This is a genomic window from Pseudomonas sp. FG36 (genome assembly GCF_057809275.1).
Genome location: NZ_JBMDJQ010000006.1, coordinates 1 through 23,937 on the forward strand (window position 1 = coordinate 1; position 23,937 = coordinate 23,937).

15 protein-coding genes are annotated in these 23,937 nt (G+C 62.6%); 6 read left to right on the forward strand and 9 right to left on the reverse strand.

Annotated elements, in window-relative coordinates; genetic code table 11:
- Positions 1–195: 195 nt before the first annotated feature.
- The 9 genes from ACODS9_RS06835 to ACODS9_RS06875 all read right to left on the reverse strand — a co-directional run bounded on the left by ACODS9_RS06835 (position 196) and on the right by ACODS9_RS06875 (position 13,722).
- Positions 196–3,228 (reverse strand): multidrug efflux RND transporter permease subunit, encoded by a 3,033-nt coding sequence (locus ACODS9_RS06835; RefSeq protein WP_489093564.1) that lies wholly within the window; start codon positions 3,226–3,228, stop codon positions 196–198.
- 13 nt (positions 3,229–3,241) lie between these two features.
- Complete coding sequence (locus ACODS9_RS06840) at positions 3,242–4,384, reverse strand: efflux RND transporter periplasmic adaptor subunit (RefSeq protein ID WP_489093565.1); 1,143 nt, start codon at positions 4,382–4,384, stop codon at positions 3,242–3,244.
- Positions 4,385–4,603: 219 nt separating this feature from the next.
- Positions 4,604–5,701 carry a DUF1513 domain-containing protein gene (locus ACODS9_RS06845; protein ID WP_489093566.1) on the reverse strand — a complete coding sequence of 366 codons (1,098 nt, stop codon included), beginning with the start codon at positions 5,699–5,701 and terminating at the stop codon, positions 4,604–4,606.
- A gap of 2 nt (positions 5,702–5,703) precedes the next feature.
- A complete protein-coding gene (locus tag ACODS9_RS06850) occupies positions 5,704–6,768 on the reverse strand; it encodes an imelysin family protein (protein ID WP_046856958.1) in 1,065 nt (354 codons plus the stop codon).
- An 18-nt stretch (positions 6,769–6,786) separates the two neighbouring features.
- Positions 6,787–8,214 (reverse strand): di-heme oxidoreductase family protein, encoded by a 1,428-nt coding sequence (locus tag ACODS9_RS06855; protein WP_401104657.1) that lies wholly within the window; start codon positions 8,212–8,214, stop codon positions 6,787–6,789.
- A 194-nt stretch (positions 8,215–8,408) separates the two neighbouring features.
- Positions 8,409–9,743 (reverse strand): imelysin family protein, encoded by a 1,335-nt coding sequence (locus tag ACODS9_RS06860; RefSeq protein ID WP_046856956.1) that lies wholly within the window; start codon positions 9,741–9,743, stop codon positions 8,409–8,411.
- 159 nt (positions 9,744–9,902) lie between these two features.
- Entirely contained in the window at positions 9,903–11,954 is a 2,052-nt protein-coding gene (locus ACODS9_RS06865) for a putative bifunctional diguanylate cyclase/phosphodiesterase (RefSeq protein WP_046856955.1), read from the reverse strand.
- A gap of 333 nt (positions 11,955–12,287) precedes the next feature.
- Positions 12,288–12,884 carry a superoxide dismutase gene (locus tag ACODS9_RS06870; RefSeq protein ID WP_046856954.1) on the reverse strand — a complete coding sequence of 199 codons (597 nt, stop codon included), beginning with the start codon at positions 12,882–12,884 and terminating at the stop codon, positions 12,288–12,290.
- Positions 12,885–13,122: 238 nt separating this feature from the next.
- The gene (locus ACODS9_RS06875; RefSeq protein ID WP_038705505.1) at positions 13,123–13,722 is read right to left on the reverse strand and encodes a LysE/ArgO family amino acid transporter; all 600 of its coding nucleotides are present in this window, start codon (positions 13,720–13,722) and stop codon (positions 13,123–13,125) included.
- Between the two features lie 124 nt (positions 13,723–13,846).
- Between ACODS9_RS06875 and ACODS9_RS06880 the strand changes: the two genes are divergently transcribed.
- The 6 genes from ACODS9_RS06880 (at position 13,847) to ACODS9_RS06905 (ending at position 23,897) form a co-directional block, all read left to right on the forward strand.
- On the forward strand, positions 13,847–14,737 hold the full coding sequence (locus ACODS9_RS06880; protein WP_489093567.1) for a LysR family transcriptional regulator ArgP: 891 nt from the start codon (positions 13,847–13,849) through the stop codon (positions 14,735–14,737).
- Between the two features lie 49 nt (positions 14,738–14,786).
- Positions 14,787–15,782 (forward strand): NAD-dependent epimerase/dehydratase family protein, encoded by a 996-nt coding sequence (locus ACODS9_RS06885; protein ID WP_489093568.1) that lies wholly within the window; start codon positions 14,787–14,789, stop codon positions 15,780–15,782.
- An 87-nt stretch (positions 15,783–15,869) separates the two neighbouring features.
- The gene (locus tag ACODS9_RS06890; RefSeq protein ID WP_489093569.1) at positions 15,870–16,694 is read left to right on the forward strand and encodes an ATPase; all 825 of its coding nucleotides are present in this window, start codon (positions 15,870–15,872) and stop codon (positions 16,692–16,694) included.
- A 493-nt stretch (positions 16,695–17,187) separates the two neighbouring features.
- Positions 17,188–19,314, forward strand: coding sequence for a hypothetical protein (locus ACODS9_RS06895; protein ID WP_489093570.1), 2,127 nt, complete (start codon positions 17,188–17,190; stop codon positions 19,312–19,314).
- A 60-nt stretch (positions 19,315–19,374) separates the two neighbouring features.
- Positions 19,375–21,549 carry a hypothetical protein gene (locus ACODS9_RS06900; RefSeq protein WP_489093571.1) on the forward strand — a complete coding sequence of 725 codons (2,175 nt, stop codon included), beginning with the start codon at positions 19,375–19,377 and terminating at the stop codon, positions 21,547–21,549.
- Positions 21,550–21,692: 143 nt separating this feature from the next.
- Positions 21,693–23,897: an autotransporter outer membrane beta-barrel domain-containing protein gene (locus tag ACODS9_RS06905; RefSeq protein ID WP_489093572.1), complete on the forward strand. Its 2,205-nt coding sequence runs from the start codon at positions 21,693–21,695 to the stop codon at positions 23,895–23,897.
- The last annotated feature ends 40 nt before the right edge of the window (positions 23,898–23,937 follow it).

Below are 23,937 nucleotides of genomic sequence, written 5' to 3' on the forward strand. Positions count from 1 at the left end.
GGCGTACAGCGCGGTACCCACGGGAGCAAGAACGGAGCGAGGGAACCCCGGAGCGAAGCGTAGGGGCCGTATGAACGGAGCCGAACGGTTTTGCCGACTTTTGCCAAGACAAAAGTCGGCCGCCGTAAGGGCGGAAAGGTGACTAAATGTCGATATCGTCTACGAATACGCACACAAAACCAAAAACAATCACCCTCAAGCCCCAGCGACACCTTTATGCGCCAAAACACTATAAATGCACGGTAAAACAAACAACGTAAACAAAGTCCCCACCGACATCCCGGTAGCAATCACCATCCCGATATCAAACCGGCTGACCGCCCCGGCCCCGGTTGCCAAAATCAAGGGCACCATGCCAAACACCATGGCCGCCGTGGTCATCAGCACCGGCCGCAGGCGAATCGCAGCGGCTTCTTCGATCGCCTCACGTACCCCAAGCCCCCGCTCGTCCCGTAGCTGATTGGCAAACTCGACAATGAGAATCCCATGCTTGGTAATCAGCCCGATCAGTGTCACCAACCCCACCTGGGTATAGATGTTCATGCTCGAGACCCCAAGGAACAGCGGCAAGAGCGCCCCGCAGATGGACAACGGCACGGTCACCAGAATCACCAGCGGATCGCGGAAACTCTCGAACTGCGCCGCCAGCACCAGGAAGATGATCGCCAGCGCCAGGCCGAAGGTCACCCACAACGCGCTACCCTCCTGGACGAACTGCCGCGCTGTCCCGGCATAGTCCAGCGAAAAGCCTTCCGGCGCCTCTTCGCGGGCAATGGCGCGCACGGTTTCCAGTGCTTCACCCATGCTCACCAGCGGAACGCCCTGGATGATCGCCGAGTTCAGCTGCTGGAACTGGTTGAGCTGTCGCGGTCGGGCCCGGTCGCTCAGGGTGATCAAGGTCGATAATGGCAACAGTTGGCCTTGCTCGTTCTTCACGTAATAGTTGTTCAGCCAACCGGGGTTGGCGCGGTAGGGCCGTTCGACCTGGGCGATGACCTTGTAGCTGCGGCCCTCCAGCGTGAAGCGGTTAATCTCGGCCTCACCCAGCAAGGTCGCCAGGGTGCTGCCCAGGGTGTCCATCGACACGCCCATCTGCGCCGCCTTGGCGCGGTCGATGTCGATCACCACCTCGGGTTTGTCGAAGGCCAGGTCGATGTCGAGGAAGGCGAATTTGCCCGAGGCCTGGGCGCGCTCCTTGACCCGTTGCGCCACCTCCAGCAGCGCCGGGTAGTCACCGGCGGTGTTGATCACCAGCTGGAACGGCAGGCCCTCGCCAGTGCCGGGCAGCGATGGCAGGTTGAAGCCGAAGATCTGCAGGCCGCCGATCTGTTCGAGCTCGGCCTGCACCAGTGGCAGCAGCTGCATCTGCGTGCGCTCGCGTTCGTTCCAGGGTTTGAGCAGGAAGCCGCCGATACCGCTCTGCACGCCGTTGAAACCATTGATCTGGAATGACGAGTAGTACTCGGGGAAGCCCTTGAAGATCGGCGTGAACTGGTCGGTGTAGGCATTGAGGTAGTCCAGGTTCGCGGTCTGCGGTGAACTGCTCATCATGAAGATCACCCCCTGGTCTTCCTCCGGGGCCAGCTCGTTGCGGGTGAACATCAGCAGCACCGGGATCAGGCACAAGATCAGCACGGCGAATACCAGCACCACCGGGCGGCTGTTCAGCGTGCCGTGCAGCAGGCGCTGGTAGCGCACCTTGAGCGATTCGAAGATCAGGTCCAGGCGGTGGGCGAGACCGCTGGGGTTCTGTTCGTGGCGCAGCAGCACGGCGCACATCATGGGGGAGAGAGTGAGGGCGACGACCCCGGAGATGACCACGGCACCGGCCAAGGTCAGGGCGAACTCCTTGAACAGGGCGCCGGTCAGCCCGGTAAGAAAGCCGATGGGGGCGTACACAGCAGCCAAGGTGATGGTCATCGACACGACCGGCAGGGCGATCTCGCGGGCACCCTCCAGGGCCGCTTCGAAGGGCGTCTTGCCTTCTTCGATATGGCGGTGGATGTTTTCCACCACGACGATGGCGTCATCCACCACCAGGCCGATGGCCAGTACCATCGCCAGCAGGGTCAGCAGATTCAGCGAATAGCCCATCATCTGCATGAAGAACAGCACGCCGATCATCGACAGCGGGATGGTCACCACCGGGATCACCACCGACCGCAGTGCGCCGAGGAACAAAAACACCACGACGATGACGATCAGCACCGCTTCGCCGAGGGTCTTGATCACTTCGTCGATGGAGGCCTGGATAAACAGGGTGGCGTCGTAGGCAATGGACACCTTCAGACTGGAGGGCAGTTCTTCTTCGAGCTGCGGCATGATCCGCCGCACTTCCTTGATCACCTCCAGCGGGTTGGCCGCCGGCGTGGCCTTGATACCGATGTACACCGAGGGCGTGCCGTCGAACGAACTGACCGTGTCGTAGTTTTCCGCGCCCATTTCTACCCGGGCCACGTCACCCAGCAGCACCCGGCTGTCACCGCTGGTCTTCACCGGCAGGGCGGCGAAGGCCTCGGCAGACTTGAGCTCGGTGGTGGCATTGATGCTGGTGACCACATATTCGCCCTTCACTTCGCCTGCCGCGGAGAGGAAATTGTAGCGGCGCACGGCGTTGGTCACGTCCACCGCCGATAGGCCGAAGCCGGCCAGCTTCACCGGGTCGATCCAGATACGCATGGCGAACACCTGGTTGCCGAGGATCTCGGCCTCGGCCATGCCCGGCAGTGTGGCCAGCTTGGGCTGGATGACCCGTGACAGGTAGTCGGTGATCTGCGGGTTGCTCATTTCCTTGCTGTAGAAGCTGATGTACATCAGTGCCGAGGCGTCGGCGGCCTCCTTGCTCAGTACCGGATCCTCGGAGTCCTGGGGCAGCTTGTTGCGCACCTCGTTGGCCTTGGCCAGCAACTGGGTGAACAGGCGGTCGGTGTCGGCGCCGATCCGCGCGTAGACCGAAATGATCGAGAAGTTCTGCCGGCTCACCGAGGTCATGTAGTCGATGCCGTCGGCGCTGGCCAGGCTCTGCTGCAGCGGCTGGGTGATGTAGCCCTGGATGGTCTCGGCGTTGGCCCCGGGGTAGGCGGTGGTTACCGTGATCAGGGCGTTTTCCATCTGCGGGTACTGGCGGATCTGCAGCTTGCTCCAGGCCTGCAGGCCCAGCAGCAGGATCAGCAGGCTGACCACGCAGGCCAGCACCGGGCGGCGGATGAACGGGTCGGTGAATGCCATAGGCGCCTCCCGTTCACTGCGCGCCGGGCGCGGCGGGCTTCAGGGCTGAATCGGCGCTGATGCGGATCGCCGCGCCCGGGCTCAGCTTGAGCTGGCCGGCGGTGACGACCTGGTCGCCGGCCTGCAGGCCCTTGAGCACCACGACCCAACCCTCGCGACGTTCGCCGGTCTGCACGGTGAGTTGTTCGGCGATCAGTTGCGGCTGATCGTTGGCATCGCGCAGCGGCTGGCCGTCCTCGCCCTTTTTCGGGCTGATGCGATACACCGAGTTGCCATAGAGGGTGTAGGTGATGGCGTTTTCCGGCACCACGACCTGCGGTTGCGGGTTGGGCAGCAACAGTTGCAGGCTGGCGAACATGCCCGGCAGCAGCTTGCCCTCGGGGTTGGCCAGGGTGGCGCGGACCAGCAGGTTGCGCGTGCTTTCCTCGACCTTGGGGTTGATCGCGCTGAGGCTGGCGGGGAAGGTCTGGTCAGGGTAGGCGGCCACCTGGGCCAGCACCCGCTGGCCGAGGCTCAGGTGCGGTAGGGCCTGCTCGGGCACATTGAAATCGACGTAGAGGCTGGACAGATCCTGCAGGGTGGCGATCACCGTACCGCTGGGCAGGTAGGCGCCGACGTCCACCTGGCGGATGCCGATGGTGCCGCTGAACGGGGCGCTGATGCTCTTTTTCGCCAGCGATGCCTTGAGCTGGTCGACCACGGCCTGGTTGCGCCGGTACTGGCTGGTCAGGCGGTCGTACTCGCCACGGGAGATCGCCGAGTCGCCGACCAGCTGGCTGCCACGGCCGAAGTCGACCTTGGCCAACCCCAGGTCAGCCTGGGCTGTGCCGAGCAGGGCGGTTTCCTGGTCGCTGTCCAGCTGCAGCAGCAACTGACCAGCCTTGACCTGCTGCCCGGACTCGAAATGCAGCGACTTCACCGTGCCGGCCACTTCCAGGCCCAACTCAACACCCTGGTAGGCCTTGAGGCTACCGACCGCTGGCAGGCGCTCCTGCCACTGGCGTAGCTCGGCCTGGGCCGCGGCAACGCTGACCGGGGGCCTGGGCTGCGAGAACATCTGCACTTGCCGGTAGATGGAAAAGGCCTTGATGCCCCCCAGGATCAACACGATCAGCAGGACGACGGCCAACATGATCAGCATGCGGCGGCGCAACATGGTCCGGTTCCCTGGAGGTGGATTTTGTTGTTCGTCGGGCACGACCACGGGCGATCCGGCCCACGTGCGATGGGGCAAGTATTGTCGGTTTTCTGGAAAAGGGGAGGAGATAGATTGCCTGTTGTGGCCTCATCGCCGGCAAGCTGGCTCCCACAGGAGGGTGTTGCTGGTGTGGGAGCCGGCTTGCCGACGATGGGGCCGGTGCAGGCAATAGAACGATCAGACCAGGTGCAGATGGTTATCCCAGAAGCCTGAAGGCAGGTCCATCGGTTGCCCGATCAACTGCGCCTGGCGGCAATCATAGAAGCGGCAGCGGCCTTGCCCGGAGGTGACGACGAAACCGTCCTTCACCGCTCCGACCCCGGCGCAATCGGGCATCGGCGCATCAAGTTTGACTGCGCCGCTGTCCAGGTCCCAGATGAACAGGCGGTTGGCCCGCGGCGCGGTCAGCGCCACCAGGCGCAGGTCGCTGTGGATGGCGACGCTGGCGGTGTACTGGGCCATCGATTGCAGCTGGCGCTCCGGCACCGGAAAGGCCTGGAACGGCTCGCCCGGGCGCTTGATCGCCAGCAGTTCGGCGGTTTCTTCCGAGCCGCCCATGAACTGCTGGCAGGCGGCGATAGTGCCATCATCGCCAACTGCCAGGTGACGCACGCTGTTCATCTGCTGGGCCAGGGTCTCCTTGCTCAGCAGCGTGCCGTCACGCTGCATCAGCACCAGGCTCGGCTCCATGGCGTCGAGGTTCATCTCCACCCGGCTCTCGGCCTCGGTGCGGATGCCGCCATTGGCCACCACCAGGGTCTCGCCGTCGGGCAGCCAGGCCACTTCGTGGGGCCCGATGCCGTGGGTGGAGAGTTCGCCGCTGTGCACCAGGCGCTCGCCCTCGAAGCGGTAGACTCCCAGTACGCCACGGCCCGGGTCGCTGGTGTCGTTCTCGGTCGCATACAGCCACTCGCCACCCTTGTGGATCACCGCGTGGCCGTAGAAGTGCCGGCTGGGCTGGGAGGCGAGGGTCTGCAGCAGGCGCCCGTCACGCAGGTCGACCAGATAGCTCTCGGTACCGGGCCGGCGGGCGACAAACAGCGCGATCGGCAGCGTCGGGTGGTTGATGATCGCATGGCAACGCTGGGCCACCTCGGTGCTGAACACCTGGCTGCCGTCCAGGCGAAAGCCGACGGCGTAGTGCTTGCCGTCGCCGTCGTCGCGGGCCGAAAGCAGCAAGGGTTCGCTGCCTTTGCCGCGGAACAGGCTCCAGCCACCCAAGGTCAGGGCGCTGAGCAGAACGCTACCGAGTTTCAGGGCCTGGCGTCGCAGCATGATCAGTCACCGTCGTTGGCGTTGAAGCCCAGCTGGATGTTCAGCGCCTTGGCCAGCTCACCTTCGTGCAGGCGGTGGACGACGTTGAGGGCATCGTAGATCTGGTTGAGGGTCTGCTTGCCGGCGTCATCGGCCAGCAGTTCGCCGAGGGTCTTCTGGTTGTCGGCCAGCAGCTTGAGCGCAGCAGCATAGGCGTCGTCGATCTTCTGTGCCAGTGCCGCCTGGTCCTTGCCCAGCAGTCCGCGCAGGCCTTGGTTGTCGACCCCGACCCAGACGGTCTGGGCGGCCTTGAGCGAGGCTTCCAGGCTCTTGATCGAGGAGTGGCTGCGCCAGGCCTCGGCTTGCAGCGGTTGGGCAATGCCCTTGCTCTGCCGGCCCATCGGCGCGCCGAGCTTTTTCTTCAGGCTGTCCAGGGCGGTGACCTGGGCACGCAGTACGTCGGCGATCGCCTCGTGGGAGTCGGCGTAGCGCTGGTTGGGGAACTTGGTCATTTGCGACAGCATGCCGTCGGTGCTGTTCCAGCCTTTGAGGATTTCTTCGGCCAAGGCCTTCTGGTGTTCGCCGATGGCGACCAGCAGCGGGCAGTAGCGGGCTTTCTGTTCGGCGCTGGCGATGTCCGGCTTGCTGTCGAACAGGATGTATTCGTAGGCGGACAGGCCACGGACCACGACGCTGGCCTTGCCCAGCGATTCGACGGTGACTGCCTGCTCGCCGTTGACCAGTTGCTCGACCTGGCGGCCGACCAGGTTCTTCTTGTCAGGCCAGAACTGCACCTGCCAGGCACGGTTGCCTTCGGCCAGCGGGCCGACCAGCAATGGCTGCAATTCGGCCCAGGCTTTTTGCGCGCTGAGGAAGTCGGCGCGGGCGGTCTCGAGGTCCTGCTTGCCCTCACAGTAGGCCAGGGCGCTGGCGGCCAGTTGCCGGTCGGCCTCGACCCAGCGGCTGTAGGTCGGCAGGATCACCTGCTTGGCGATGGCCGCGGAGGTCACTGCCTGTGGGTCTTGTGGCGAGCAGGCGCCCAAGGCGAGTGCGGCGAGGCTGGTGAACAACAGTTTGGGTCGGAACATGCCCGGCTCCTTGTGCGTTTAAAGTGAATTCAGGAACGCCAGCAGCGCGGCGCGCTGCTCGGCATTGAAGGTCAGTACATGGTCGCGCGCCGCCTGGGCTTCGCCGCCGTGCCAGAGCACGGCCTCGAGCAGGTTGCGGGCGCGGCCGTCATGCAGGAACTGGCTGTGGCCGCTGACGGTTTCGCTCAGGCCGATGCCCCACAGCGGTGGGGTGCGCCAGTCCTGGCCGTTGGCGGCAAATTCGGTGCGCTCGTCACTCAGGCCCGGGCCCATGTCGTGCAGCAACAGGTCGCTGTAGGGGCGGATTACCTGGTTGGCCAGTTCCGGCTCGGCCGCATTGGCGGCGGTGGTGAATTGCGGGGTGTGGCAGCCCTGGCAACCGGCCTGGTAGAACAGGTTCTTGCCGGCCAGTACCTGCGGCGCATCGACGTTGCGCCGGGCCGGCACGGCAAGGTTGCGGGTGTAGAAGGTGACCAGGCGCAGGATATTGTCACTGACCTCCTTTTCGCCGCCCTGGCCATCGCCATTGGGCGCGGTCAGGCAGTCGACCTGCGCTGCGGTGCAGTCGTCCTTGGGCAACAGGGTGGTGGTCAGGCCCATGTCGCCGGCGAAGGCGTGCACGTTCTGCTGGTTGACGTTGGGCTGTCCTGCCTTCCAGCCGAAGCGGCCGACCACGGTCTTGCCCTGGGCATCGTCCCACACTCGGTTGGCGCGGCCACGGATGCCGTCGCGGTTGTGGTCGTCCGGGTCCTCGTTGGCCAGCAGGTCGGCTTCGGGAATGGCCTCGAGCAGGCCCAGGCCGATCATCGGCGGGGCGACCCGGGCGGAAAAGCGGGTGTCCGGGTGCAGCGGACCGTAGCCGAGCTGGCTGATCTGCAGGGTCGGGCGGCGTAGCTCGACCTGGTGGCCGTCCGCGAAGGCGACGCTGTGGTTGTCGTAGGTCACGCGGACCTTGCCTTCCGGGGCCACGCCGGGGATGGCCATGTCCTGCAACTGGGTACCGTAGACGGGCTCTGGGACCACGCCCAGGCGCTCGATCACCTGGGCGTAGTACGGCTGGTCGGGGATCGACAGGCGCACCAGCATCGACACCGCGTTGCTGTCGTCTGGCTCCGGTGGATGGCCGCGACCGTCGCGCACGTGGCAGTTCTGGCAGGCGTTGGTGTTGAACAACGGGCCGAGGCCATCGCGCGCAGTGGTGGTGGAAGGGGCGATCACCCAGGGGTTGCGGAAGAAGCTGTTGCCCACGGCGAAGTCCAGGCGTCGTTCGGGCGTGAGATTGGCCGAGGGCAGCGAGTAGGCGTTGCGATCGCTGCGCTGCACCGTCGCCTTGCCGCCCGAGAGCGCCTCGCCGGGCTCGGCCTGGGTGAAACGCGGGGCGTCGTCACAGGCGGCGAGGGCGAAGGCCAGCAGCAGGGGGCTTAGGCGGAGCAAGGACATCGACAATCCTGGGCATGGGCGAAAAACCGGCGTGCAAGCTTATCAGGCCGGGGGTGATTGAATAAGAGCAATTTGCAATTGCCAGATGAAATTGGCTTTACCTGGAAATGTCCGCGCCCGCCCATTTCGCTCCCGGAGGCGCATGACACGGAAATGAAAAAGGCGGCCCGAAGGCCGCCTCTGCTGAACCGCAACGCTGATCAGAATTCGTGATCGGCGGTGTCCGGGTTCAGGTTGTCGATGCCCAGCTTGCCCGCGGCCTGCTCGATCGCGCCGGTCTGCTTGACCAGGGAGGCGATGGCGTCACGCACGATCTGGTTGCCGGCGGCGTTGTCGGCGGCGATCAGTTGGTCGTAGTGCTCGCCCTTGAGAGCGTGGTCGACGATCACCTGGATCTTGGCTTCGGTGGCTTCCAGGTCGGCCTTGAGGGTAGCGTCGGTGGCCGGGTCGGCCTTGGCCACCAGCGACGACAGGCTCGGGCCGCTCAGCTTGCTGCCGTCAACACGGGTGTACTCGCCCAGGTAGACGTTGCGGATGCCCTTGGCGTCGTAGAAGTGCGAGTAGTGGGTGTTGTCGCTGAAGCAGTCGTGTTCGTCTTCCGGCGAGTTGGCTTCCAGCGAGACCTTCATGCGCTCGCCCGCCAGTTCGCCCAGCGACAGGCTGCCCATGCCGAACAGCATCTTGCGCAGGCCATCGTTGGCCGGCTCTTTTTCCAGGCTGGCGCGGTAGTTGTCGGCGACGTTCGGCGCCCAGTTGCCGACCATTTCCTCGAGGTCCTTGACCAGCAGGTCGGTGGCCGCCTTCAGGTAGGCACGACGACGGTCGTTGTGCCCGCCGGTGGCACCTTTGCCTTCGAGGTAGTCGGAGGCCGGGCGGTTGCCCGCGCCTGGGCCGGTGCCGTTGAGGTCCTGGCCCCAGAGCAGGAATTCGATGGCGTGGTAGCCGGTGGCGACGTTGGCTTCTGAACCGCCCAGCTCGTTCAGGCTGGCCAGCTTCTCGGGGGTGATGTCCTTGACGTCGATCTTGTCTTCGCCGACCTGGATCTCGGTGTTGGCGATGATGTTGGCGTTGGCCGCCGGGTTGCCCAGGGCGTGCTCATAGCTCTTGTCGACGTAGTCGATCAGGCCTTCGTCCAGGGGCCAGGCGTTCACCTGGCCTTCCCAGTCGTCGATGATGGTGTTGCCGAAGCGGAAGACTTCGCTCTGCAGGTACGGTACGCGCGAGGCGACCCAGGCGTCCCGGGCGGCTTTGAGCGTCTGGTCATCGGGCTTGGCGAGGAAGGCGTCGACGGCGGTCTGCAACTGCTTGGCGGTGCTCAGCGAGTCGCTGTACACGGCATGGACCATCTCGGCGTAGTGCTTGACCACGGCCTTGGCGGCGGCTTCATCGACAGCCCCTGGTGCCGCGGTGGTGGTGGCAGCGGCAGGTGCCTGGGCTTGCGGTGCGGCGGCCTTGTCGTCCTTGCCTTCGCCGCAACCGGCGAGGGCGATGGCGATGGCGAGCAGACTGGCGGAGGCCAGAGGCATTCGAATCATTGTTGGTTTCCTGCGTCGTGTGGTTGGACCATGGGTGGACCGTGCGCCGTGGCACGCGAAACCGCAACATCATGCGAAAGATTTGCATTTGCTGTAAAGGGGCGGGCGCGCATTTCATGCAAACGCCCGTTTGCGCTGCTTGGCCAGGTTGGCGTGGGGTTACAGCGCGGAAACCTGGTTGCGTTGCGCCTGCTTGAGGAAGTTGGTCAGTTCGCGCGCGGACAACGGTTTGCTGTAGTGGTAGCCCTGACCCTCATGGCAGCCCTGGGCGATGATGTAGGTCTCCTGTTCGGCGGTTTCCACGCCTTCGGCGATCACCTGCATGCCCAGGCTCTTGCCCAGCTGGATGATGGCGCGAACGATGGTGGCGTCGTCATCGTCGTCGAGCAGGTCCTGGACGAAGCTCTTGTCGATCTTGATCTTGTCCAGCGGCAGCGACTTCAGGTAGCTGAGCGAGGAGTAACCGGTGCCGAAGTCGTCGATGGCGATCAAGGCCCCGGAGCGGCGCAGGCTCAGCAAGTGCTGGGCGGCGGTGCTGATGTCTTCCATCAGGCCGGTCTCGGTGACTTCCAGCTCCAGGCTGCGCGGTGGCAGGCGGTAGGCCTGCAGCAGATTGTTGACTACCCGCGGCAGCTCATTGTGGTGCAGTTGCACGGTGGACAGGTTGACCGCCATGCGCAGTTCGCTGAAGCCCTGGTCGTGCCATTCGCGCAACTGCCGGCAGGCCTGGTCGAGCACCCACTCGCCGATGCTGATGATGCTGCCGTTCTGCTCGGCCAGGGGGATGAACTGGTCGGGTGGGACCATGCCCAGCTCAGGGTGCTGCCAGCGCAGCAAGGCTTCGACGCCGACCACGCGGTGGTCGCGGTAGCTGATCTGCGGCTGGTACACCAGGTACAGCTGGTTGCGCGGCAGGGCTTCGCGCAGGTCTTTTTCCAGTTCGCGGCGGCGGCGCATCTCGCTGTCGACGCTGGCGATGTAGAACTGGTAGCGGTTGCGCGAGCGGGCCTTGGCCAGGGTCATGGTCTGCTCGGCCTTTTGCAGCAGCTTCTCGGTGCTGTCGCCGTCCTCGGGGAACAGGGTGATGCCGATGGTGGCGCGCAGGCGGATCTGCTGGTGGTCGAGGTCGAAGGGTGCCTCGAGGTCGTCAAGGATGCTCTGGGCCAGCTCGGCGGCTTCGTAGGGTTGCTCGATATTGGCCTGGACCAGGGCGAACTGGTCGCCGCCCAATCGGGCCAAGGCGCCGAGGCGGCCGCTGTGGGCGCGCAGGCGGTCGGCCAGGGCCAGCAGCAGTTGGTCGCCGACCTGGTAGCTGAACTGCTCGTTGATGCCCTTGAAGTCGTCGAGGCCCACGCACAGCACGGCGACACGGCGTTGCAGGCGGCCACCGTCGACGAGGATCTTGTCCAGTTGCTGTTGCAGTTGCTGGCGGTTGGGCAGGCCGGTGAGGAAGTCGTACTGGGCCATGCGCTGCAGGCTGTTCTCGGCCTCGTGGCGCAGGTGGGTGTTGCGTTCGATGGAGGCCAGCAACTGGTTGGCGGTGTTGACCCAGATGCCCAGTTCGTTGCGCTCGTGCCCCTTGAGCAAGGGGATCTGGTGCTGGCTGGGGCGGTCGGGGTTGATTTGCGTCAGGTGCTCGATGATCTTCGACAGCGGCTTGGTCAGCAGCCAGTGGTACACCAGGTACAGCACCAGGCCCATGGCCAGGGCGCGCAGCACGCCGGAGATGAAGATGATCACCGCGTTGACCAGGAAACCCTCGCCATAGGCGGAGGTGTCGAGGGTGATGCTCAGGTCGCCGTAGTATTCACTGTAGGGGCCGCGGCCGACCAGTTGCGTGGTATAGGTGCGCTCCTGGCCGAGGATCAGGTCGGTCAGCCAGCGCATGGACATGTCCTGCAGTGGCCGGGACTTTTCCGCGAGCATGGTTTCGTTGGGGTGGCCGATGGAGGCCATGCGCACCGAGCCGTCCTGGAACAGGCCTTCCATCACCTGCATGCCCATTTCCCGGTCGAGGCTGTACACCGCCTGCGTCGAGGGGTCGCGGAACATGTCGAGGATGCGCTGGGCGTCGTTGTTCACCGACTGGCGGGTCTTGTAGGCGTCATAGACGATCTGCGCACAGCTGAGTACGACGCCGACAGCCAATGCCGAGAGCAGTACGACCCGCAGCAACTTGACCGATAAGCTGTTTCGGAATTCCAGCTTCAATGGGGTTTCCTTAATCCATGCGCATGCCATTATTTTGCCATCAACCATGGCGACAGACTATCGACCGAATGCCCCGGCAGGCAACACGTCCGTCGACGGATCTGCCCTTGGCTCTATATCGGTTGAGCGGTCATGCGACTTGAGTGCGCTGCGTCAACTTTCCAGAAGGTTGATGTTAGCGCGCTATGCGGGCTGAGCAAGAGCGCGCGGATGGGTTGCAGGCAATTCTGTCAGGTTGGCCCTGGTGGCAGCGAGCTTGCTTGGCGCTATCGTCATGCCAGGCAACAAAAAACCCGGCACGAGGCCGGGTCTTTTTGCAGGCTTGGCGAACAATCAGGCCGTGAAGACCTTGCCTTCGAACTGCTCGGCAACGAACTTCCAGTTGACCAGGTTCCAGAACGCCTCGACGTACTTCGGACGCAGGTTGCGGTAGTCGATGTAGTAGGCGTGTTCCCAGACGTCGCAGGTCAGCAGCGGGGTGTCGCCGCTGGTCAGCGGGCAGCCGGCGCCGATGGTGCTGGCCAGGGCCAGGGAACCGTCAGCCTTTTTCACCAGCCAGCCCCAGCCGGAACCGAAGGTGCCGACCGAAGTCTTGGTGAACTCTTCCTTGAACTTGTCGAAGGAGCCGAAAGCAGCGGTGATGGCGTCAGCCAGGGCACCGGTCGGCTGGCCGCCGCCGTTTGGCGACAGGCATTCCCAGTAGAAGGAGTGGTTCCAGATCTGAGCGGCGTTGTTGAAGATGCCGCCCGAAGAGCTCTTGACGATCTCTTCCAGGGTCTTGCCTTCGAATTCGGTGCCTGGGACCAGGTTGTTCAGGTTCACGACATAGGTGTTGTGGTGCTTGTCGTGGTGATACTCCAGGGTTTCCTTGGAGATGTGCGGCTGCAGGGCATCGTGGGCGTATGGCAGCGGCGGCAATTCAAAAGCCATGGTGGATCTCCTGATTCAGGTCTGTTCGCGGTATGCGCAAGGCCGATCACGGGCGGCCCGGTGAGCGTCGGCGAGTTTGTACTCTTTGCGACGCAAGGGCTGGATCATAGCACCGGCCTCGGCGCTTAACCACGCAACATCTATAGGGAATAGAGGTTCCAGAGCGGTTGGCTGGGGCCGACAGGTGGGCTGCGTGACTGTCGAGGCCCAGCGTGGCATACCCGGTTTTTTCGCGGCGTCAGTTGAAGATCAACTGCGCCGCCACCGCGAACATCATCACCGCCACCATCAGGTCCAGCATGCGCCAGGTCGCCGGACGTGCCAGCCAAGGCGCCAGCCAGGCGGCGCCGATCGCCAGGGTCGAGAACCACACCAGCGAGGCACTGGCGGCGCCGGCCACGTAGGCGCCGGGCACGGTCTGCTGGGCGCCGAGGGAACCGATCAGCAACACGGTATCGAGGTAGACGTGCGGATTGAGCAGGGTCACCGCCAGGGCGCTGAGCAGCACCGCGCGGCGCGACCGCATGCCCTGGCCTTCCTGATGCTGCAGGCTCTGTTTCGAGCAGGCGCTGCGCAGGGCCTTGGCGCCGTACCAGATCAGGAACAGCGCACCGCCCCAGCGGGCCACGGCCAGTAGTGTCGGGTTGTGCGCCAGCACCGTGGCCAGGCCGAATACCCCGGCGGCGACCAGCAGCGCATCGCAGACGATGCACAGTGCCGCCACTGGCAGGTGGTGTTCACGGCGCAGACTTTGTGCCAGGACGAAGGCGTTCTGCGCGCCGATGGCCATGATCAGGCCGAAGGCCACCAGCATGCCGTTGAGATAGCTTTGCCACATAGCGGGAACACTCCACTGGCGCCGATGCAGGATCGGCGCGGGTTGCCAAGAAAGATGTGGCTATTGTGGCGGCTGAGGCGCTATAAGAAAAACAAATAGAGCTGATCAGTCATTAGAGAAATCGATGTTCGATTACAAACTGCTCGCTGCCCTCGCCGCGGTGATCGAGCAAGGTGGTTTCGAGCGCGCGGCCCAGGTGCTGGGGTTGTCGCAATCGGCTATCTCCCAGCGCATCAAGCTGCTCGAGGCACGGGTTGGCCAGCCGGTACTGGTGCGCGCCACGCCACCGAGCCCGACGGAAGTCGGGCGCCAGTTGCTCAACCATGTGCAGCAGGTGCGCCTGCTCGAGCGCGACTTGCAACGCCAGGTGCCGGCACTGGACGAGGAAGGCATGCCCGAGCGCCTGCGCATCGCCCTCAACGCCGACAGTCTGGCAACCTGGTGGGCCGGTGCGGTGGGGCCGTTCTGTGCCGAGCAGCAGGTGCTGCTCGATTTGGTGGTCGAGGACCAGGACGTCGGCCTGAAGCGCATGCGCGCTGGTGAAGTCGCGGCCTGCCTGTGTGGCAGCGAACGGCCGGTGGCCGGAGCGCGCAGCTTGCCGTTGGGCTCGATGCGTTATCGGGCGCTGGCCAGCCCCGCGTTCATGGCGCGTTACTTTCCTAACGGGTTCGCGGTCGAGCGCCTGGCCCGAGCCCCGGCAATCGTGTTCGGGCCGGACGATTTCCTGCAGCATCGCTACCTGGCGTCGTTGGGTGTACAGGAGGGCTTCCTGCATCACCTGTGCCCCTCGTCCGAAGGTTTCATGCGCATGACCGAGGCCGGCCTCGGCTGGGGGCTGGTGCCGGAGCGGCAGGTGGCCAAGCAGCTGGCACGTGGCGAGTTGGTGGAAATCTGTGCCGATACCCCCATCGATGTGCCGCTGTACTGGCATCATTGGCGCAACGGCGGGCAGTTGCTCGCCCAGTTGACCGACCACCTGCGCCATTCGGCGCGGGACTGGCTGGTGCCCTTGTAGGCACTTCAAGCGTCAGCTGCATCCGAAATAGAGCAAGGCGGAGTCTTACATGCGAATTCTGGTCACCGGCGCGAGCGGCTTCATCGGCGGGCGCTTTGCGCGTTTTGCCCTGGAGCAGGGCCTGGATGTGCGGGTCAATGGCCGGCGGGCAGAGGGTGTGGAGCATCTGGTCAAGCGTGGGGCGCAGTTCATCCCCGGCGACCTGGGCGACGCCGAACTGGCCCGGCGCCTGTGTCAGGGCATGGATGCGGTGGTGCACTGCGCCGGTGCCGTGGGGACCTGGGGTCGCTATCAGGACTTCCACCAAGGCAACGTGGTGCTCACCGAGAACGTGGTCGAAGGCTGCATCAAGGAGCATGTGCGGCGCCTGGTACACCTGTCGTCGCCGTCGATCTACTTCACCGGCCGCTCGCACCTGGACATCCGCGAAGACCAGGTCCCACGCCGCTTCCATGACCATTACGCGCTGACCAAACACCTGGCCGAGCAGAAGGTGTTCGGCGCCCAGGAGTTCGGCCTGGAGGTGCTGGCGCTGCGCCCGCGCTTCGTTACCGGTGCCGGCGACGCGAGCATCTTCCCGCGGTTGATGCGCATGCAGGCCAAGGGGCGCGTGGCGATCATCGGCAACGGCCTGAACAAGGTCGATTTCACCAGTGTGCATAACCTCAACGAGGCACTGCTCAGCGCACTGTTCGTCGAGGACCAGGCCTTGGGTCAGGCCTACAACATCAGCAACGGCCAGCCACTGCCGCTGTGGGATGTGGTCAACTATGTGATGCGCCGCATGCAGCTGCCCCAGGTGACCCGCTATCGCTCACCCGGCCTGGCCTACAGCCTGGCGGCCCTCAACGAAGGCGCCTGTCTGCTCTGGCCCGGGCGCCCGCAGCCGACCCTGAGCCGTACCGCAGTGCAGGTGATGAGCACGGATTTCACCCTTGATATCAACCGCGCGCGCCAGTATCTGGACTACCGGCCCGGCACCGATGTGTGGACGGCGCTGGATGAATTCTGCAGTTGGTGGCAGGCGCAACCCGGGCAGCGCTGAACCTGTGCGTGGGATGATGGTCATCAGTGCGCCGCCCTGGCGGTTTATACTCATGCCTCTTTGCTACTACCGCGGTTGAATGCACCCATGCGTAACGACGCCCACGATGATTTCGATGATGTGCCGACCCTTCGTGCCGGCACCCCTGATGACGATGAATTGCTGCCTGCCCATGTGGCCCGTAGCCGCCAGAAGGCGGTGCGGCCGCGTAGCAATGGCCCGCTGTGGACATTGCTGGGCGCCTCGTTCATCGCCCTGGCCGGGCTTGGCTGGTGGAGCTTCCAGCAGATCACCCTGATGGAGCAACAGCTGGTCGCGACCCAGGAAAGCTTTGCCCGTATCAGTGAAGAGGCCGCCGGGCGCCTGCAGGTGATCAGCGGCAAGGTCGATGCCAGTGAATCCAGCAACAGTACCGGCAGCGAGGCATTGAAGTTGCAGATTCGCCAGTTGCAGGCTTCCCTGGCCGAGCAGGGCAAGCAGCAGTTGGGCGTCGCCGGGCAGGCGGGAGACCTGGGCAAGCGCCTTGAACAGGTGCTGGCCGATACCCGTGAACAGCAGAAGGCCGTCACCGAACTGCAAAGCCAGTTGCAGGCGCAACTCAAGGCCGTCAATGCCGAGCTGGCTGCTCTCAAGTCGGGGCAGGTGGATGGCGGTAAGCTCGATGGCCAGCTCAAGAGCCTGAGCAACGACGTGGCGGCTTTGAAGAAACAGGGCAACCCGAGTGCCGCCATCGAGAGCCTGGAGCAAGATATGCTGGTGCTCAAGAGCCAGGTGGACAATCGCCCGGCGCCCACGGCCGGCGGCGCCTCGGTGCAGGAATTCGATGCCTTCCGCGGGCAGGTAACGCGCAACATCAGCACGCTGCAGAGCCAGATCCAGAACCTGCAGCAGCAGATCAACACACGCCCGTGAGCCAGGTAGCTGTTTGCCTGCCGGTACGTCTTTTCCTGATGTGACGGAGCCCTATAGCAGATCGCTCAGCCTTCCGGACTGCGCTGTCGCAAAGGGCGCAGCGTTGCAAGCATCACTAGCGTGGGAGCGGGCTTGCGCCGCAGTGCGGCGTTCCGACAAGCCCGCTCCCACAATGTATCTGCGCTGCCTAGCACTGTACTCGCGAACGCCACGATATGTTTGAGTGGAGTGTTCAGGCATGCAGTGGATCGAATAGCCCTCTCAATGCGTGCCTCCTGTCAACTACAGACACGCGTAGCCTGCCACCTAGCATTTTTGCCAGGTGCCGAATGTTTCCAGGTTTGTTAAATCTATTACAGCACGTCGACAGTACTAAAAGTAAAGGTCGAGTGTGAAGACCTATATAGTCGATTGGGTGGTCGTACTAGCCTGATGGTCGATTATAGATGCGTGGTTCTTTGTTTCTTGGAGTGTATCGGTTCGGGAGATTTTTATGAATAAGCCTGTGTCCGCTCAAGACAGTGAACAACTTCGTAAATCATCAAGGGTACTCCAAAATCTCTCCGTGGCTGTGTATCCCCGCGGCGTGCCCTTGGTGGATACCTATAATCCGTTGGAAATTCCCATTCTGATCCCGGAAGATCCCGATGCCGTCCCGGGAACACCCGGCGTAGTTCTGCCCGTAACAGAGCAGGGCAATAACCTGGCAACGGAAGTCGTTATTTGGGGAAACGCGGTGGCAGGTCAGACTATCGCTCTGCTTTGGGATGGGGAGCGGTTGTTGGATGATGATGATGAGAACACCTCCTGGCACGATGTACTTCCGGGGGAGGCTGCAGATAATACATTCAGGTTCCATCTCTCAGTGCCCGTCAAGCACCTGGATGCCATTCTCCCAGGAACGGAGAGAACGGCCATGCTGGGGTATTCAGTCAGGCAAATCGGCTCTGATGACTGGGTCAATGCCCCCAGTCGGCCAGTGCGGATCGACAAGCATGCCCCAGGGGGGAGTGCGGGTACCCTGGCGCAGATAAAGTTCTCTGATGCAATCGAGGCCAGGGGATATATTCTGAAATCGGACTTTGTTGCAGATGTGTTGAAGGCAACCGTTCAGGGATATACGACGCAGCGGCAACATGACGCGATTGCCGTGACCATCACTGATGGCCCAAAAACGAGCCCGCCACTGGAAGCCAAGGTTATTAGTAGTAGTGATGCGACGGACGTGCAGTTGCCATTGGTGGCATTTGACGAGTTGGCAGATGCAGTGTTGGTCACCTTTTCATATGTCGTGACGGACCGAGCTGGTAATTCTTCCGTTACTTCCGTGCCGCATAAAACTTTGAAGCTCTTTCTGAAGGATGTCCCGGTCGCGCTTGATAAATTGAAAGTTCCGAGGTTTGGCGATGAAGAGGCAACGCCTCAGTTGTTGCTCGACAAGGATGCCCGGGCAGGGGTTAAAGTTGTGATACCGGAGATTACAGGCATTCACGAGAAAGACGAAATTGTCGTGCTGTGGCACGGGAAAGAGTCCAAAAAACACACAGTACCGTTTCCACCACCTGTAGGTGATCTGTTGCCGATCAAATTGTCGTATGCGCTTACCAGTCGTGGCCCGGAGAACGGTGCGGTCAACCTCGGCTACCAGTTGTGGCGCGCAGGCTACAAGATCGCCGAAACAGCGACCCCGAACGTGATCAATGTTGACCTGCGACTGCCTGGCGGGCTTGACCCTGATCCGGAAAATCCGGGGCACGGTAAGCTGAAACAGGCGGTTCTGACGGGCAAGGTCTCGGGCAAGGATAATGAAGTAACGCCAGAGGATTTTGTTGCGGGCGGAGGGGCCACCTTGAGCATCCCTTGGGACGATTCGACTGGCAGCCGTCTGTTGCAGGAAGGTGACAACCTGGGGTTTGTCTTCGGCGACTCGGTTGACGCCGATAACAACTTCGTCAACGTCCACGTTCTTCTTCCCCCTGTGACCGCAGCCGAAGCAGCAGCCGATGAAAACGTAGTACGCGACCTGGACCCGGACTGGCTGGATGACTTGCCCAGTGGCCAGGTGCCAACGACCTATACCGTCAGCCGTGATTTTGATGCGGATCCCGACACTGAAGACAACCCTGCGTTCCCCCGCTTTAAAGATGTCAAGGTCACTCGCCCCGGAGACCTGCCAGGCGACGGTGATGATCTTGATGCCCTTGAATTTACTCGCCTCAATAGCCGTGGCGCGATCGACCGAACTGCTGCCAAGAATGGCGTGCCGTTTCGCATCAAGCTTTTTAAGGGGGCGAAGGAGAACGACAGGATCAAGATTCATCTCGCGGCGGATGATGGTTTGGGCGCGGACCCTGGCAACCCGATCGATGCATCTGGGCCGGAGGTCCCTGAGCATAAACTCAGTTCCGAAGATCTGGCCCGTGGGGAGATCACAGGCACGATCGCTGAGGAGTGGGCTTATAAGGTCTGCCTGGGCTCCGCGATGGTTAGCTATGTCGCATACAACGCAGTTGGGGAAAAGGCGTCTAGTCCACGCCGCACATTGGTAGCGATCAGAAAACCAAGCGAAGACTCCTGCCCGTTCCCTGAGCTGCGTTCCAGCGCCCGGAAGCGACGCTAACGCGGCAGTTGATTGCCACCTCGACAAGCCAAGAGACAACGATCCGTGGAGGGTGAGCGCATGGCAGGAGCTACTGAAACTGGGACGCTCGCACTCCCGGATCTGGTTGTCGATTTGCTGGAAGACGGTCATGGAAACGCCGAACTCCTACCTGTCGAACGGCAGGAGGAGCCCCTCATGGTGGGAGTACCTTGGTGGGATCATGTCGGCGCTGGCAACGTCATCGCACTGAAATGGGATGGCGTTATTCTTGAGGATACAGAGGGGGCCTATCATGTTGTCACCGAGGATGAAGCGAATCCTCCTACCGAGCCCGACTTTGTTTTCATCCTCGCTATACCTCCCGATTGCTGGGATAGCGTCGCCATAGGCAAGGACGAACGATTCCTGCTTGGCTACGGGGCCCGGCAGTTTGGCAGTGATGACTGGGAATTCGCCGAGAAAGACGTTTACGTTCGTATCGACAGGCAGGCACCAGGCGGCTCGGAAGGGGCTCTGGCCAAGGTGGTGTTCCCTGGCGACGTGGAGGCGCGAGGGCATATCCTTGAGTCCGATTTCGTCGGCGGCAAGCTTACGATAAGCGTCAGTGGTTACGTCGGTCAGCAGTTGGGTGATCAGATCATCCTCACCATCACCGACGGTGTCGAGTCGGTGATCGAAGGCCCGTTCGAGGTCGAGAGCGAGACCGATCCCACCGAGGTCACTCTATCGTTGACGAACTTGCAGGCCTTGTTCGACAGCATCCCGATCAGCTTCACCTACCAAGTGCAAGACCTTACAGGCAATGTGTCCGTGGTCTCGCTTGCCCATGATTCACTGACCCTGCGCCTTACTGAGACGCTGCCTGCGCCCAAGGTAGAGGGCGTCAATGAGCGCGATGAGCTCGACTTCAATACGCTGGGCGATGCACCCGTCAAGGTCATCGTCACGCCCGACTCCGCCTGGCTTGGCAAGACGCTGGAGTTGATTTGGGATGGTCTTACCGCCAATGGCACCCTACTGCCTCCAGTTTGTTACAAAATCGAAACGCTGACGGAGGAAAATCTCGCTTCTGATCTGGAGTTCGAGCTGGACAACAGCCACGCGGCGCAGGCACTGCAGGGCAGCGCCACGATGCTCTATCGCATCAGCGGCGCGCCCTGGCGCACGTCAGACGCCTATACGGTCGAGGTGACCGGAACCTTCGTGCTCCAGGCGCCCGAGATCGTCGAGGCTCAGGGGGGGTGGCTTGATCCCCGGGACGTGCCCAAATCGGGTGCCACTGTGCAAATCCAACCCTACAAGCACATGGTGGCAGGTGATCGTCTGTTGCTCGTGTGGAAGGGGACTAACGGTGTCGGCAAGCCTGACAACCACAAATGGCCGCTGGTGGTCGATGATGTCGGCGCCGTCAAGCATGTGGTGTTCACGGAAAGGGTCGAAGCATTACGGGGCGGCGACCTGAGGCTGTACTACACATTGGTCACTGCGGGCGGGGCGAAATCCCATTCACCAGTAAGCCACTGGCAAATAGCCAAGGTATTGCGCCGACCGGAAGTCGAGAAGGCATCTGGTGACGACAAGGACCAGTTGGATTTTCATCGCGACTTCATTGATGCAACCCATGTGAAGGTCACCGTGGCCCAATACCTCGGTATGAACGAAAGCCAGGAGGTTGCCGTTCGCTGGGTTGTTGAGGAGGGCGAGCGCAGGATTTGGGCACGCGTCGTCAGCTGGGTGCGCAAGTCGATACTCAAACGTACGGGTCTCACTTATCAGTCGCCCTGGAGGAGGGTCACGGAGCCGGCTGCGCTGGTGTTCGAGGTGCCCATTGGCGTGCTGATGGACTCCATCGGCAAGACGGTGTCGGTCAGTTACCTGGTCAAGCCGGCTGAAGGCGGGGACGAAGAACCTTCCGATGCACTTGCTCTAAAGGTGTGCCCGCAAGAACGCGACGATCTGCAGGCGCCGCGGTACATGTCGTTCGGCGGTAAGGCGCCCAAGTTCTCCCTGCGCTACGACGGCATCAAGGCCAACGACAAGATCGACATCCATTGGCAGGTTGAAGGTGGTGAGTACAGGAAAGCAACCGTTGAGGTCTACCAGGACGGTCGGTATTTCCTGGTCCTCGTCGACAAGGCCTGGGCTGAGGCCGACCGCAGGAAAACCGTATTCGCCAACTACTCCTTCCTCGTGGACCCGAGCAAACCTGAAACCAGACAGTTTTCGCCAGCTTCGAGCTTTCAGCCCGACTAGGAAAATTCGGCGTATTTCGCTCGTTTGAAGAAAAGTCCTACAGAAGTTCCTTGGCTTCTTGCCGACACTGCGCGCTCTTTTTCGCGGTGCCGAGATCGACCGATCGCCCACCGCTCGGTTAACGATATCAACAGGAGAGCAATATGAAATCGATGATTTCAGCGATGCCGTTGAGTGTTGCGGTGGGCCTGTTCAGTGCCATGGCCGGGACGGGGCTGGCCGAGGCGAAGGATCTCGATGGTCAGGATGAAGAGGTGAGTACGCCGGTTTCTGAAAATTACAACCTGAAAAATGGATCGAACCTGGTGGTCACGGCCAGTGGTAGTACTAGGGAGATCATCGCGTCGAGCGGTTCGACCGTCGCAGTGAACGGTGGGCAGGTAACGGCTTCCGGTGGGGGAACGGGCATTGCAATGCGCGAAGGCACCCTCGCGGCACTCGACGGAGCGACGGTCACCGCCGGAGCGTCCGGCTACGGGGTCAGTGGGATCAATGCCTCCACCATTGTCGCGAAGGGCAGCACGATCAGTGGCGGTAGCGGCACGGCACTCAGCCACGGTAGCGTGCTTGGGCTCGTCGGCAGCACACTGACCGGCACCCGGCAAATGGGCGCCTACCTCAATGGCTCAACCCTGATCGCCACCGGCGGTAGCGTCATCAGCGGTAAGATCAATGGCCTGAATGTCACTCAGGACCGGGCTGCCGACGGAGGTGGCGGTTCGGAGGTGACGCTGGATGGTTCCAAGGTCATGAGCGAAACCGGAAGCGCCATACTGGTTCGGGCTGCCTTTGACGGGACCACCGGCACGGCAACCATCGAGGTAAACAATGGCAGCGAACTGGTCGGCGGCAACGGCACCATCCTTGAGGTCACCGGGGGCATGACCGCCGATTTCTCCGCCGATAACAGCCAGTTGTCAGGCGATGTGGTGGTCGATGACAGCAGTAGCGCCAACCTGCTCCTGCGCAACAACGCCTCGCTCAGGGGCAACCTGGTCAATGTGCAGAGCCTGGCCCTGGAGAGCGGTGGCCGCTGGACCATGACCCAGGATGCGCAGGTGGGTGACCTCGTGCTGGACGGCGGCACCGTCGACTTCACCGACCGCGATACCACGGCCGGCTTCAAGACGCTGACGCTCGACAGCCTCAACGGTTCGGGCGTGTTCATGATGGACATCGACCTGGCCAGCGGCACCGGCGATCTGCTGAAAGTCACTGGTGTGGCAGAGGGCAATCATCAACTGAGCATTGCCAGCACCGGCGCCGATCCGGTCAAAGGGCAGGCTCCGCACCGTATCGTCGAAGTCGGTGGCGGTGATGCGGCCTTCGGCCTGCTGCACGATATCGATTTCGGTACCTACACCTACACCCTGGAAAAAGGCGAGGGCGAGGACAACTGGTACCTGGTGCAGAAGTTCGACGACAGCGGCAATCCTATAGTGACGCCGAGCGCCCGCGCGGTGCTGGGTATGTTCAGTGCCGCGCCGACCGTCTGGTATGGCGAGCTGTCCTCGTTGCGCAGCCGCATGGGTGAATTACGCCTGGGGCATGGCCAGGGCATCTGGATGCGCAGCTACGGTAACCGTTACAACCTTTCGGCTAGCAACGCCGTGGCCTACCAGCAGGACCAGAACGGCGTGAGTTTCGGTGCCGACGGCGCGGTGCCGGGCCACGGCGGGCGCTGGCTGCTCGGGGTAATGGGCGGTTACAGCGAGTCCGACCTGGACTTCAGCCTCGGTTCATCGGGCAAGGTCAAGAGCTACTACGTCGGTGCCTACAGCACCTGGATGGCCGACAATGGGTACTACGTTGATGCCGTGCTCAAGTACAACCGTTTCCGTAATCGCAACGACGTGGTGATGAGCGATGGTCACAAGACCAAGGGTGAGTATCACAATGACGGCCTCGGGGCCTCGGTGGAGGTCGGGCGGCACTTCAAAATGGGCGATGGCTGGTATGTCGAGCCGTTCACCCAGCTGTCCACGTTGTGGGTCGATGACGACAGCTATACGCTGGACAATGGCATGCGCGCCCAGAGCGATGGCGCCAACTCGGTGCTCGGCAAGGTCGGTGCGCAGGTCGGGCGCAGCCTGGCGCTGGACAACGGCAGCATCCTGCAGCCGTACCTCAAGGTTGCGGCGGCCCACGAGTTCATCAACAGCAACAAGGTGAAGATCAACGATAACCACTTCACCAACGACCTGTCCGGCACCCGTGGCGAGGTGGCGGTGGGCCTGGTGGCGCAGGTCTCGGAAGTGCTGCAGCTGCACGGCGAGTTCCAGTACAGCAATGGCGAGCATATCGAGCAGCCGTACGGGGTCAACCTGGGGTTGCGCTACAACTTCTGATCGCCCGCCGGCATCCACTTGCTGGAGCCTGTTCCTACAG

Coding starts and splice junctions, on each gene's coding strand:
- ACODS9_RS06885 (WP_489093568.1), top strand. CDS start 14,787: ATGCGAATTCTGGTCACCGGCGCGAGCGGCTTCATCGGCGGGCGCTTT.
- ACODS9_RS06835 (WP_489093564.1), bottom strand. CDS start 3,228: ATGGCATTCACCGACCCGTTCATCCGCCGCCCGGTGCTGGCCTGCGTG.
- ACODS9_RS06870 (WP_046856954.1), bottom strand. CDS start 12,884: ATGGCTTTTGAATTGCCGCCGCTGCCATACGCCCACGATGCCCTGCAG.
- ACODS9_RS06880 (WP_489093567.1), top strand. CDS start 13,847: ATGTTCGATTACAAACTGCTCGCTGCCCTCGCCGCGGTGATCGAGCAA.
- ACODS9_RS06900 (WP_489093571.1), top strand. CDS start 19,375: ATGGCAGGAGCTACTGAAACTGGGACGCTCGCACTCCCGGATCTGGTT.
- ACODS9_RS06850 (WP_046856958.1), bottom strand. CDS start 6,768: ATGTTCCGACCCAAACTGTTGTTCACCAGCCTCGCCGCACTCGCCTTG.
- ACODS9_RS06905 (WP_489093572.1), top strand. CDS start 21,693: ATGAAATCGATGATTTCAGCGATGCCGTTGAGTGTTGCGGTGGGCCTG.
- ACODS9_RS06890 (WP_489093569.1), top strand. CDS start 15,870: ATGCGTAACGACGCCCACGATGATTTCGATGATGTGCCGACCCTTCGT.
- ACODS9_RS06875 (WP_038705505.1), bottom strand. CDS start 13,722: ATGTGGCAAAGCTATCTCAACGGCATGCTGGTGGCCTTCGGCCTGATC.
- ACODS9_RS06840 (WP_489093565.1), bottom strand. CDS start 4,384: ATGTTGCGCCGCCGCATGCTGATCATGTTGGCCGTCGTCCTGCTGATC.
- ACODS9_RS06895 (WP_489093570.1), top strand. CDS start 17,188: ATGAATAAGCCTGTGTCCGCTCAAGACAGTGAACAACTTCGTAAATCA.
- ACODS9_RS06845 (WP_489093566.1), bottom strand. CDS start 5,701: ATGCTGCGACGCCAGGCCCTGAAACTCGGTAGCGTTCTGCTCAGCGCC.
- ACODS9_RS06860 (WP_046856956.1), bottom strand. CDS start 9,743: ATGATTCGAATGCCTCTGGCCTCCGCCAGTCTGCTCGCCATCGCCATC.